General features: G+C 29.4%; 12 protein-coding genes. All 12 read left to right on the forward strand.

Annotation, left to right across the window (positions count from 1 at the left end):
* Positions 1 to 10 precede the first annotated feature (10 nt).
* The 12 genes from CSBG_RS07225 to pknB are packed head-to-tail and all read left to right on the forward strand — an operon-like array spanning position 11 to position 11,817.
* Positions 11 to 280 (forward strand): DUF370 domain-containing protein, encoded by a 270-nt coding sequence (locus CSBG_RS07225; RefSeq protein WP_008678315.1) that lies wholly within the window; start codon positions 11 to 13, stop codon positions 278 to 280.
* On the forward strand, positions 280 to 918 hold the full coding sequence (gene gmk, locus CSBG_RS07230; RefSeq protein WP_008678317.1) for a guanylate kinase: 639 nt from the start codon (positions 280 to 282) through the stop codon (positions 916 to 918). The genes CSBG_RS07225 and gmk overlap by 1 nt, the downstream gene beginning before the upstream one ends.
* Entirely contained in the window at positions 899 to 1,123 is a 225-nt protein-coding gene (gene rpoZ / locus CSBG_RS07235) for a DNA-directed RNA polymerase subunit omega (RefSeq protein WP_008678319.1), read from the forward strand. The genes gmk and rpoZ overlap by 20 nt, the downstream gene beginning before the upstream one ends.
* 2 nt (positions 1,124 to 1,125) lie before the next feature.
* Positions 1,126 to 2,325 carry a bifunctional phosphopantothenoylcysteine decarboxylase/phosphopantothenate--cysteine ligase CoaBC gene (gene coaBC, locus CSBG_RS07240; protein ID WP_008678321.1) on the forward strand — a complete coding sequence of 400 codons (1,200 nt, stop codon included), beginning with the start codon at positions 1,126 to 1,128 and terminating at the stop codon, positions 2,323 to 2,325.
* A gap of 49 nt (positions 2,326 to 2,374) precedes the next feature.
* Complete coding sequence (gene priA, locus CSBG_RS07245; RefSeq protein ID WP_235840802.1) at positions 2,375 to 4,579, forward strand: primosomal protein N'; 2,205 nt, start codon at positions 2,375 to 2,377, stop codon at positions 4,577 to 4,579.
* Positions 4,580 to 4,590: 11 nt separating this feature from the next.
* Positions 4,591 to 5,034: a peptide deformylase gene (def, locus tag CSBG_RS07250; protein ID WP_008678323.1), complete on the forward strand. Its 444-nt coding sequence runs from the start codon at positions 4,591 to 4,593 to the stop codon at positions 5,032 to 5,034.
* A gap of 15 nt (positions 5,035 to 5,049) precedes the next feature.
* A complete protein-coding gene (fmt, locus tag CSBG_RS07255) occupies positions 5,050 to 5,976 on the forward strand; it encodes a methionyl-tRNA formyltransferase (RefSeq protein WP_008678324.1) in 927 nt (308 codons plus the stop codon).
* Positions 5,977 to 6,019: 43 nt separating this feature from the next.
* Positions 6,020 to 6,718 carry a zinc metallopeptidase gene (locus CSBG_RS07260; protein ID WP_008678325.1) on the forward strand — a complete coding sequence of 233 codons (699 nt, stop codon included), beginning with the start codon at positions 6,020 to 6,022 and terminating at the stop codon, positions 6,716 to 6,718.
* An 11-nt stretch (positions 6,719 to 6,729) separates the two neighbouring features.
* A complete protein-coding gene (rsmB, locus tag CSBG_RS07265; RefSeq protein ID WP_008678326.1) occupies positions 6,730 to 8,049 on the forward strand; it encodes a 16S rRNA (cytosine(967)-C(5))-methyltransferase RsmB in 1,320 nt (439 codons plus the stop codon).
* 8 nt (positions 8,050 to 8,057) lie between these two features.
* Complete coding sequence (rlmN, locus tag CSBG_RS07270; protein WP_008678327.1) at positions 8,058 to 9,089, forward strand: 23S rRNA (adenine(2503)-C(2))-methyltransferase RlmN; 1,032 nt, start codon at positions 8,058 to 8,060, stop codon at positions 9,087 to 9,089.
* 15 nt (positions 9,090 to 9,104) lie between these two features.
* On the forward strand, positions 9,105 to 9,824 hold the full coding sequence (locus CSBG_RS07275; protein ID WP_008678328.1) for a Stp1/IreP family PP2C-type Ser/Thr phosphatase: 720 nt from the start codon (positions 9,105 to 9,107) through the stop codon (positions 9,822 to 9,824).
* 1 nt (position 9,825) lies between these two features.
* Positions 9,826 to 11,817 (forward strand): Stk1 family PASTA domain-containing Ser/Thr kinase, encoded by a 1,992-nt coding sequence (pknB, locus tag CSBG_RS07280; RefSeq protein ID WP_008678329.1) that lies wholly within the window; start codon positions 9,826 to 9,828, stop codon positions 11,815 to 11,817.
* The last annotated feature ends 4 nt before the right edge of the window (positions 11,818 to 11,821 follow it).

An 11,821-nucleotide genomic window follows, 5' to 3' on the forward strand; every position in this document is an offset into this window, starting at 1 on the left:
GAGGAAAGTAATGGGTATAAAGTTAATTAATATTGGATTTGGTAATATAGTTTCTGCTAATAGACTTGTTGCTATTGTAAGTCCAGAATCAGCACCTATAAAAAGAATAATACAAGAAGCTAGGGATAGAGGAATGCTTATAGATGCAACTTATGGTAGAAGAACAAGAGCTGTAATAATAACAGATAGTGATCATGTTATTTTATCAGCTGTTCAACCAGAAACAGTAGCTCACAGACTTGTAGCAAAAGATGAAGCTGTAGATGAGGTTGATGAATAATGCAGAATAATAGGGGTGTTTTGATAGTTATTTCGGGTCCGTCAGGAGCAGGAAAGGGTACTATTTGTAAGGAGTTATTAGACAAACACAACAATATATATATTTCAGTTTCAGCAACCACAAGGTCACCAAGAGCTGGAGAAGTAGATGGAATAAATTATTACTTTTTAACAAAAGAATCTTTTGAAGAAAAGGTATCTCAAAATGGGTTCTTGGAATATGCTAATGTACATGGGAACTTTTATGGTACTCCAAAAGTTAACGTGGAAAAAATGCTTGAAGAAGGAAAAGATGTTATATTGGAAATTGATATTCAAGGAGCATTACAAGTAAAAGAAAATTTCAGTGAAGGTGTATTTATATTTATTCTTCCGCCATCAATGGAAGAATTAAAACAAAGAATTATAAAAAGAGGTAGCGAAACAGAAGAATCATTAATGACAAGATTTAAAAATGCATATAAAGAAATAAATTATGTATCAAAATATAATTATGCTGTAGTTAATGATACTTTGGACTTAGCAGTTTCAAAAGTAGAGTCAATTATAGCTGCTGAAAAATGCAGGGTTGATAGAATAAAAGAAAATACAATTTTAGATTCTAAGGAGGGCTTAATTCATGAACAACTCTATGATTAATCCATCAATAATGGATTTACTTAAAAAGGTGGATGACAGATATTCTTTAGTAATAGTAACTTCAAAAAGAGCAAGACAAATAATAGATGGAAGTGATCCAATGGTTGCAACAAAATCAAAGAAGCCATTAACAATTGCTATTAATGAAGTTAATGAAGGTGAAGTAGGATATGAACCTACTCCTGTAAAAGAAGGATTTAAATAATTATGAATGAAAAAAAGTGTGTATGTATAGGAGTAAGTGGAGGAATTGCAGTTTATAAAGCTTTGGACATCATAAGTGCTTTAAAAAAGAAAGACATTGATGTAAGAGTTATTATGACTGAATCTGCAACTAAATTTGTAACTCCTTTATCATTTCAATCATTAAGTCAAAATATGGTTGTAACTGATATGTTTGCAGAACCTAAGGCTTTTGAAATACAGCATATATCACTAGCAAAAAGAGCAGATGTTTTTTTAGTAGCACCAGCTACTGCAAATATAATTGGAAAAGTTGCAAATGGAATATCTGATGATATGTTATCTACGACTATTATGGCGACAAGAGCAAAGGTTATTTTTGCTCCAGCTATGAATACTAATATGTATGAAAATCCAATAGTTCAAGATAATATTGAAAAATTAAAGAAATATGGGTATGAGTTTATTGAACCAGCTTCAGGAAGACTTGCTTGTGGTGACTTAGGTAAAGGGAAGCTTGCAGATGTAAACACAATTGTAGAAAAAGTATTGGAAGCATTAAATGAAAAAGAATTTACTAATGATTTAAGAGGTAAAAATGTTTTAGTTAGTGCAGGGCCAACTCATTCTAAAATAGATCCAGTAAGATTTATTACAAATAGGTCTACAGGAAAGATGGGTTATTATATAGCAGAAGAAGCTAAACGTAGAGGTGCTAATGTTACATTAGTATCAGGACCTACTAATATTAATCCTCCTAATGGAATAAATGTAATAAATATAACAACAAATGAAGAAATGAAAAATGCAATTTTAGATAATTTTGAAAAAAGTGACATAGTTATTAAATCTGCAGCAGTTGCAGATTATAAAGCAAAAAATTATAGTAATGAAAAGATAAAAAAAGGTGAGGGAGATTTGGTCTTAACCTTTGTAAGAGATAATGATATCTTAAAAATCTTAGGCGAAAAGAAAAGTAATCAAATTCTTGTTGGATTTGCTGCAGAAAGTAATAATGTATTAGAAAATGCAAAAAGGAAACTAGAAAATAAGAATTTAGATTATATAGTAGCTAATGATATTACAAGTGCTGACACCGGATTTGGAAGTGAAGATAATAAAGTTATTATCATTTCAAAAGATGGAGAAGAAATATATTTAGATAAGATGAGTAAAAAAGAAGTTGCATCTAAAATATTTGAAACTATATTAAGAAAGCGCTAAAATGCGCTTTCTTCTTGTATAAGGGGAAATAGAACCTAATAAAAGGGTGATGAATTTGAAAATATATGCACAAATTATTATAAATAGTGATGCTTTAGATATAGATAAACCCTTTACTTATGAAATACCTGAAGAGCTCAAAGGTGATATAAAGGTAGGCCAATGGGTAAAGGTACCTTTTGGGATGAAGAATTCCATTATAGATGGATTTATATTATCTATAAAAGAAGAAGAAATAACAGGGATTAGAATTAAGAAGATAAAAGCAATAGGTTCAATAGAACCACTTTTAAATCATGATGACTTAAAACTTATTTATTTTATAAGAGAAAATTATTTATGCAAATATATAGATGCAATAAGACTGCTTATTCCACAAGGTGTCTTAAAGGGTGCTAAGAATAAATATAAGATGGTAATAGCACTTGGAGATAAGCCTTATGATAAAGAAGTTGAAGTGAAATATGGAGATATATTAAACTTTATAAGAGAACATAATGGGAAATTTAATAAAAATGAGCTTGTAAATTTACATTCACTTTCATTATATAAAATAAATAAGCTAATTAAAGAGGAATATTTAAAAGTAGATGAAGAAATAGTATATAGATATAATGATAAGGAGTATATTGATTATAAAGAAAGAAAGCTTACAATGGATCAAATTAAAGCTTTAGAAAAGATTGAGAAATCTGATAAGAATATGTTTTTGCTGAAAGGGGTTACTGGATCAGGGAAAACAGAAGTGTATATGAAGCTTGTAAGTGATACTATCGCAGAAGGAAAATGTGCAATAGTTTTAGTTCCTGAAATTTCTTTAACACCACAAATGATAGAAAGATTTAAAGGGAGATTTGGAAGAGAAGTTGCAGTTTTCCATAGTAAATTATCTGATGGAGAGCGCTATGATGAATGGTTTAGAGTAAAAGAAGGAAAAGCTAAACTTATAATAGGAGCAAGAAGCGCATTGTTTTTACCAGCTCCTAAGCTAGGTATAATTATAATAGATGAAGAACATGAAGGTACCTATAAATCAGAGCAAAATCCTAAATATGCAACAAGAGAAGTTGCTGAATTTTTAAGTGAAATAAAGGATTGTAAAGTTATATTAGGATCAGCAACACCTTCTATAGAGACATATTATAGGGCTATAACTGGAGAAATAGAGTTAGTAGAATTGAATAATAGAATAGATAATAAGCCAATGCCTATAATGGATATAGTAGATATGAGGGAAGAATTAAATAGTGGTAATGTCTCTATGTTTAGCAGAAAACTTTTTACTGAAATTAAAGAAGCATTAAATAAAAAAGAGCAAATTATTTTGTTTTTAAATAGAAGAGGATTTTCTACCTTTGTATCCTGTAGAAGCTGTGGATATGTTTTTAAATGTCCTAAGTGTGACATATCAATGACATTCCATAAAAATGGATATTTAGTATGTCATTATTGCGGCTATGCTCAAAAGCAACAAAAGATTTGTCCCAAATGTAAAAGTAAGTATGTAAAACATTTTGGTGCAGGTACAGAACGTGTTGAAGAAGAAGTTAGAAAGTATTTTAGTGATGCTAGAGTTTTAAGAATGGATGTAGATACTACAAGAAATAAAAATTCTCATGAAGAAATATACAAAGCATTTAAAAATGGAGAAGGAGATATTCTCATTGGAACTCAAATGATATCAAAAGGTCTAGATTTTGAAAATGTAACATTAGTAGGAATACTTGCTGCTGATATGTCTATAAATATACCAGATTATAGATCTTCAGAAAGAACTTTTCAAATAGTAACTCAAGTTGCGGGAAGGGCAGGTAGAGGAAGTAAAGAAGGAAAAGTAATTGTTCAAACATATAATCCAGAGCATTATAGTCTAATTTATGCAAAAAACTATAATTATGAAGGGTTTTATGATGAAGAATTTACTACAAGGGGTTTGATGTATTATCCTCCTTTTGGTAGAATACTATTAGTGAATGCTTCTTCTAAAAATGAAAACTCACTTAAAAACTTTATGAAATCAATTAAAGGTGAGATGGAAAAAATTAAAGATGAATATTCAAATATAGAAATGCTAGGACCAGTTCCATGTGTAATTTCTAAAATAAAAGACAATTATAGATGGCAAATATTATTTAAAGGTGATTTATCTCAAGATTTTTGTAAAAAAATAAAAGATAAACTTTATCAATTAAATAAGAATGTATATAATGAAGTAAAAGTAACTATTGATATTAATCCCAATAATTTGACTTAGGAGGTAAAGAAATGGCAATTAGAAATATAAGACAAAATGGCGATGAAGCATTAAGAAAGAAATGTAAGGTTGTTACTGAAATAACACCAAGAACACTTAAATTAATAGAAGATATGGCAGACACTATGTATGAAGCTGATGGAGTTGGTTTAGCAGCACCACAAGTTGGAATACTTCAAAGAATATTTGTTATAGATATTTATGATGATTATGGTTTAAGAGTATTTATAAATCCAGAAATTTTAGAAGTTTCAGGAAGTCAATTAGGTGAAGAAGGATGTTTAAGTGTGCCTGGAGAAGTTGCAGATGTTGAACGTCCAAATTATGTAAAGGTAAAAGCTTTAAATGAAAAAGGAGAAGAGTTTGTTTTAGAAGCAACAGAACTTTTAGCGAGAGCTATACTTCATGAAAATGATCACTTAAATGGAACTCTATTTATAGATTATTTAAAGTAGCAAAGGAGGATTAACATGAAAATAGTATTTATGGGAACTCCAGAATTTGCAGTACCATCATTAAAAAAGATAATAGAAACTTATGGAGTTGAAAGTGTATTTACTCAACCAGATAAACCAAAGGGAAGAGGAAAGAAAATGGCCTACTCTCCAGTTAAGGACGTAGCTTTAGAAAATAATATAAAGGTTTTTCAACCTGTTAAGTTAAAAGAAGATACGGAAGCTTTAGAATATCTCAAAGAGTTAAAGCCAGATTTTATAATTGTAGTAGCTTTTGGTCAAATATTAACTAAAGAAGTACTAGACATTCCAAAGTATGGATGCATAAACCTACATGCATCATTATTACCAATGTATAGGGGAGCAGCACCTTTAAATTGGGCTGTAATAAAAGGTGAAAAGAAATCTGGAAATACTACGATGTTAATGGATGTAGGGCTAGATACTGGAGATATGCTTCTTAAGGATGAAGTTGAAATAACTGATAATATGACTGCTGGAGAATTACATGATGTATTAATGGATAGGGGTGCAGAACTTCTAATTAATACTATAGATGGACTGTATAATGGAAGTATTATTCCAGAAAAGCAAAGTGAAGAAACTTTTTATGCTAAAATGTTAAATAAAGAACTTGGAAGAATAAATTGGAATAATTCTGCTAAGGATATTCATAATTTAATTAGAGGGCTTAATCCATGGCCTATTGCGCATACTACTTATGATGATAAATCAATGAAAATATATGAGAGTGAAGTATTATGCGAAAATAGTAATAAAGAACCTGGTACTATAATAAATGTATCAAAAGAAGGTATGAAAGTTTCAACAGGTTCAGGAGTATTATTAATTAAAAAGATTCAATTTCCAAATGGGAAGCCTTTAACTATAGAACAATATATAAATGGTAATGAACTAGAGATAAATAAAAAAGTTATTTAAGAACCATAATAATTAATTAAACTATATAAAAGGAGATGGGTTTATGTTTTACCCAGGATTTTTATTTGACCCAACATATTTAATTTTAATACCAGCTATGATAATAGCTTTTTGGGCACAGTTTAAAATAGATAATGCTTATAAAAAGTATAAAACTGTTAGAACTTTAAGTGGTGTTACCGGAAGCGAAGTTGCAAGAAGCATATTAGATGGAGCAGGACTTTTTGATGTAAGAGTTGAAAGATATGGAAAGCATCTTGGAGATCATTATGATCCATCATCAAGAGTAATAAGGCTTTCACCCGAAGTATATGACGGAGCAACTGTAGCAGCAGCTGGGATAGCTGCCCATGAATGCGGGCATGCAATTCAGCATCAAACTCACTATGCACCTTTAGTTTTAAGAACTAGAATAGCACCAGTTGTTAATGTAGGGAGCACATTATCAATATATTTATTTATGATAGGGATATTCTTAGGTAATCCCCTATTTGCTAAAGTTGGTATAATATTCTTTGGAGGAGCAGTTATTTATCAATTAGTAACTCTTCCAGTAGAATTTAATGCATCAACAAGAGCACTAAATATATTGAAAACAAGAACATTCCTATACGGAGATGAATTAAAAGGAGCACAAAAAGTTTTAGATGCAGCTGCAATGACATATGTGGCAGCAACTCTTATGGCTATTTCTCAGTTGATAAGACTAATAGCTATAAATAATAGATATAATGATAATTAAGAGGTAGAAGGATGAAGAGTAGAAAACTTGCAAGACAAATAATACAAAGAGTTCTAGAGGAAGGGGCATATTCAAACTTAGTTCTTTCAAATGAACTTAACAACATAGATATTGAAGATAAAGATAAGGGCCTTATAACAGAAATTGTTTATGGGACTTTAAGAAGAAAGAGAACTTTAGATGTATTAATAGGAAACTTCGTTAAAGATATTAATTTAATTGATACAACTGTATTAAATATATTAAGAGTAGCTATTTATCAAATGTACTTTTTAGATAAAATACCTGAATATGCAGCTTGTAATGAAGCAGTAGAAGAAGCAAAAGAAGTTTCTTTAGAAGCATCAAAGCTTGTAAATGGTATTTTAAGAAATTATATTAAAGATGAAAAGGAAATTGTAGTTCCAGGAAATAGAATAGATGAGCTTGCTTATAAATTTTCTTTCCAACCTTGGATGATAAGATTGTTTATAAAACAATATGGTGAAGAAAGAACTATGAAATTAATGGCTGGATTAAATGAAACACCAAAAGTTACTGTAAGAGTAAATGAATTTAAAGCAGAGTATGATGAAGTTTATGAAAAACTTGAGGAAATTGGATATAATATTGAAGATGGATATGCTTGTCCAGAAGCGATAGCTATTAAAGGTGGAAAAGGCATTGAGGATAACCAATTATTTAAAGAAGGTCTTATCACAGTTCAAGATGAAAGTGCAATGCTTGTAGCGCCTTTATTAGATTTAAAAGAAGGAGATAAAGTACTAGATCTTTGTGCTGCTCCAGGTGGTAAAACAACTCACATTGCTGAATTACTAGCAAATAGTGGGGAAGTTTTAGCTTTTGATTTACATGAAAATAAGCTTTCTCTTATAGAAGAAAATGCAAAAAGATTAGGATTAAATAATATAGTATGTAAGGCTATGGATGCAACTAAATTAAATAGTGATTATATAAGCTATGGGGATAAAGTATTAATAGACGTACCTTGTTCAGGACTTGGTATAATAAGAAAGAAACCAGAAATAAAATGGAATAAAACAAGACAACAATTAAAAGATTTAGTTCCAATACAAAGAGAAATAATGGAAAATGCATGGCAATATTTAAAACCAGGTGGAACTCTTGTTTATTCTACATGCACATTAAATAAAGAAGAAAATGAAGAAAACTTAAAATGGTTCTTATCAAAACATAATGATGCAGAAATAGAAAAAATATATATAGGAAACAACAATAACTTTATATACAATGGAGATGGAAGTTTGACTATATTACCAAATGATTCTATGGATGGTTTCTTTATAGGCAAAATAAAGAAGATAAAATAGGTGATATAATGAATAATATTTTAAATTACAGTTTAGATGAAATTTCCTTATGGATGAAGGAAAATGGAGAAAGTGCTTTTAGAGCAAAACAAGTTTTTTCTTGGATATACAAGAATATTTGGAATTTTGATGATATGAAAAATTTACCTAAGAGTTTAGTAGAGAAACTTAAAGGAAATTTTTATATAGGAATCCCAGAAGTTGTAGAAAAGTATGAGTCAACATTAGATGGTACACAAAAATTATTATTAGCTTTCGATGATGGTAACATCATTGAAAGTGTAATAATGAAGTATAAACATGGTAACTCAATATGTATTTCTACACAAATTGGATGTAGAATGGGATGTAAGTTCTGTGCATCAACTTTAGAGGGAAGAGTAAGAAATTTAACATCTGGAGAGATTTTATCAGAAGTTATTATAGCACAAAAGGTAATAGGAGAAAGAATATCTAATATAGTACTAATGGGGAGTGGAGAGCCATTAGATAACTATGAAAATGTTACTAAATTTTTGGATTTAGTAAATGCAGATTATGGTTTAAATATAGGGCAAAGACATATAACGTTATCTACTTGTGGGTTAGTGCCTAAGATTTATGAACTAGCGGATAAAGGATATAGCATAACACTAGCTATATCATTACATGCATTTAGTGATGAAAAAAGAAGAGAAATAATGCCGATTGCCAATAAATATTCAATAAAGGAAATACTAGAGGCTTGTGATTACTACTTTGAGAAAACAGGTAGACGTATAACTTTTGAATATTCCTTAGTATCCGGTATAAATGATGGTAAAGAAGATGCGAAATCTCTTTCAAAACTATTAAAAGGAAGACAGTGTCATGTTAATCTTATACCTGTTAATGAAATAAAAGAAAATACTCTAAAAAGACCTTCAAAAAAGACTATAGAAGAATTTGAAAAGATAGTAAATGAAAATGGGATTGAAGTTACGGTAAGAAGAGAAATGGGTAATGACATAAATGCAGCTTGCGGCCAATTAAGGAGAAATTTCTTAAAGTCTCAGAATTAGAGGGAGTGGGTGTTAATGATTGGTATAAAAAGTGATGTAGGTAACTTAAGAAACTTAAATGAGGATTATACAGAATTTTATGAGAATGAAGATTTTAAAATTTATGTAGTGGCAGATGGAATGGGTGGACATAATGCTGGGGAGATTGCTAGCAAAACAGCTTCAAAATCTTTAATAAAATACATAAGAGATAACTTTAAAGATATTAATAATACAGAAATATTAAGAAAGGCTATTAAACATGCAAATTTAAAAGTGTTTAACTTAGCACATTGTAATGAAACTTATAATGGTATGGGAACTACTTTAGTTGCATGTTTAATAACTAAAGATATAATTCAAGTAGCTAATGTTGGAGATAGTTCTTGTTATGGAATTAAGTTTAATAAAGTTACTAAAATAACAAAGGATCATTCTTTGGTTCAAGAATTATTAGATTGTGGTAGCATTTCTAAAGAACAAGCTATAAATCATCCTCAAAAAAATGTGATAACTAGAGCAATTGGAACAGAAGAAATGGTAGATATAGATGTATTTGATATAGAAAAAGGTAAATTTGAATTTTTTCTTATGTGTAGTGATGGATTAAGTAATGAGATAGACATAGAAGAGGTTTTATCATTTGAAATAGAAGAAAAATACTTACAGAATATTTGTGAAAAGCTTGTTGATAAAGCTAAAATTAATGGTGGAAGAGACAATATAACTGTAATGTTATTTGGAGGAGAGGTGTAATATGAATGGAATTATACTAGGTGGTAGATATGAGCTTCTTGAAAAAGTAGGGGAAGGAGGAATGTCTGAAGTTTATAAAGCTAAATGTAATAAGCTTAATAGATTTGTTGCAGTAAAAATATTAAAAAAGCAATTTGCAGACAATAAAGAAATTTCTCAGAAATTCAAAAGAGAAGCAACTGCCATTGCAAATTTATCTGATACTAATATAGTTAATGTTTTAGATGTAGGTACACAAGAGGATATAGATTATATAGTAATGGAGTATATAAGTGGAAAAACTTTAAAAGAATTAATTTATTATAGTGGAAAACTTAGTTATAATACAGCTATAAAGATAGCACTTCAAATAGCTAAAGCTTTAGATTGTGCACATAGAAACAATATTATTCATAGAGATATAAAACCACAAAATATATTAGTTACAGAATCTGGAGAAGTAAAGGTTACTGATTTTGGTATAGCAAAATCTACAGATTCTCAAACTATTACTAATACTACAAGTATTATTGGATCAGCACATTATCTTTCACCGGAACAGGCAAAAGGAACTTATATTGATTTTAGATCAGATATTTATTCTTTTGGAATAGTTTTATATGAAATGGTAACAGGAAAATTACCTTTTGAAGGTGATTCACCAGTTACAGTTGCATTAAAGCATTTACAAGAAGAACCTATTCCACCTAAAAATATAAATTCTGCAATTCCAGATAGTTTAAATAAATTAATACTTAAGGCGGTTGAGAAAGAGCCAATAAAGAGATATCAAAATGCAAAAGAAATTATTCAAGATTTACAAAAAATACAAGAAAATCCAGACGTAGTTATTGGAGCTTCAGTTATTGATAATAGTGATCATACTATAATTATGACACCAATTAATACTCAAAATCAAAAAACAAATCATAGTTCTAAATTAGAAGATGATTATGATGAAGAAGATGATTATGATGAAGACGAAGATTTTGATGATGATTATGATGAAGATGAGGATGAGCTACCTAAGAAGAAGAAAAGCAAAAACGGAGTTAAAAAAGCTATAGTTACAATTGGTGTTATAATTGGTGTTATAATTTTAGGTTCTGTAGGTTTCTTCTTAGCTGGAGGAAATAAATCTAGCAAGGAAGTTGAAGTTCCAAATATTGTTGGAAAGACTATAGATGAAGTTAAAGAAGAAGTTGAAAAATTAGGCTTAAAAATAGAAATTAAATCTACACAAAATAGTGAGAAACCTGAAAATACTATATTAGAAACTGATCCAAAAGCAGGAACAAAAGTAAAAAAAGATTCGGCAATAAAAGTTGTAGTTTCATCTGGAGAAGAACAAGTTGATATGCCTGATTTTAGAGATTATGAAGTAACAAATATAGAACAAATTTTAAAGAATCAAGGACTTACTAATTATACTATTATTGAAGAGTATAATGATAAGGTCGAAAAAGGGTATTTTATAAAACAAAATCCAGTAGCAGGAACTAAAATTGGTAAAAAGACTAAAATAGAAATTACAGTAAGTAAAGGGCAAGAAGTAAAACTTGTAGATGTAAAAGATGTAAAAGGCAAATCATTAAATGAAGCCAAAGAGTTATTAAAGGGGCTTGATATTACTGTTAAGGAAGAGACTATTAAAGATAAAAAACAAGATGGAATAGTATTAGAACAAAGTTTGCCTATTACTAAAGTTCAAGAAGGAACACCAATTACTTTAACAGTAGGAAAGTATGAAGAGAAAAAAGCTGAGAATGAAGTTATAAATATTGCTGGATTGGGACTTAAGTCAGGAATGAAAGTAGATGAAGCAATAGCTATACTTCTTTCACACGACTTATCATATGAAATTGATGGGGTTGGAGATATTGTTGAAAGTTTTACTAAAGAAATAAAAAAAGGTGAAACTGTAAAAATTAAAGCAAAGAACTCTGAAAAGCCACAAAATCCAGAAGCTAATAATAGTAGCAATAATGCTAATAATAATGAAAATAATCAATAAAATA

Origin of the sequence: Clostridium sp. 7_2_43FAA (assembly GCF_000158375.2) — a bacterium.
In the GTDB taxonomy this organism is placed as follows: Bacteria; Bacillota; Clostridia; order Clostridiales; family Clostridiaceae; genus Clostridium; species Clostridium tertium.

What these genes read in the sequence shown, in the direction of transcription:
- pknB (WP_008678329.1), top strand. Translation starts at nt 9,826, where the DNA reads ATGAATGGAATTATACTAGGTGGTAGATATGAGCTTCTTGAAAAAGTA.
- CSBG_RS07225 (WP_008678315.1), top strand. Translation starts at nt 11, where the DNA reads ATGGGTATAAAGTTAATTAATATTGGATTTGGTAATATAGTTTCTGCT.
- coaBC (WP_008678321.1), top strand. Translation starts at nt 1,126, where the DNA reads ATGAATGAAAAAAAGTGTGTATGTATAGGAGTAAGTGGAGGAATTGCA.
- gmk (WP_008678317.1), top strand. Translation starts at nt 280, where the DNA reads ATGCAGAATAATAGGGGTGTTTTGATAGTTATTTCGGGTCCGTCAGGA.
- CSBG_RS07275 (WP_008678328.1), top strand. Translation starts at nt 9,105, where the DNA reads ATGATTGGTATAAAAAGTGATGTAGGTAACTTAAGAAACTTAAATGAG.
- def (WP_008678323.1), top strand. Translation starts at nt 4,591, where the DNA reads ATGGCAATTAGAAATATAAGACAAAATGGCGATGAAGCATTAAGAAAG.
- priA (WP_235840802.1), top strand. Translation starts at nt 2,375, where the DNA reads ATGAATTTGAAAATATATGCACAAATTATTATAAATAGTGATGCTTTA.
- rlmN (WP_008678327.1), top strand. Translation starts at nt 8,058, where the DNA reads ATGAATAATATTTTAAATTACAGTTTAGATGAAATTTCCTTATGGATG.
- fmt (WP_008678324.1), top strand. Translation starts at nt 5,050, where the DNA reads ATGAAAATAGTATTTATGGGAACTCCAGAATTTGCAGTACCATCATTA.
- CSBG_RS07260 (WP_008678325.1), top strand. Translation starts at nt 6,020, where the DNA reads ATGTTTTACCCAGGATTTTTATTTGACCCAACATATTTAATTTTAATA.
- rpoZ (WP_008678319.1), top strand. Translation starts at nt 899, where the DNA reads ATGAACAACTCTATGATTAATCCATCAATAATGGATTTACTTAAAAAG.
- rsmB (WP_008678326.1), top strand. Translation starts at nt 6,730, where the DNA reads ATGAAGAGTAGAAAACTTGCAAGACAAATAATACAAAGAGTTCTAGAG.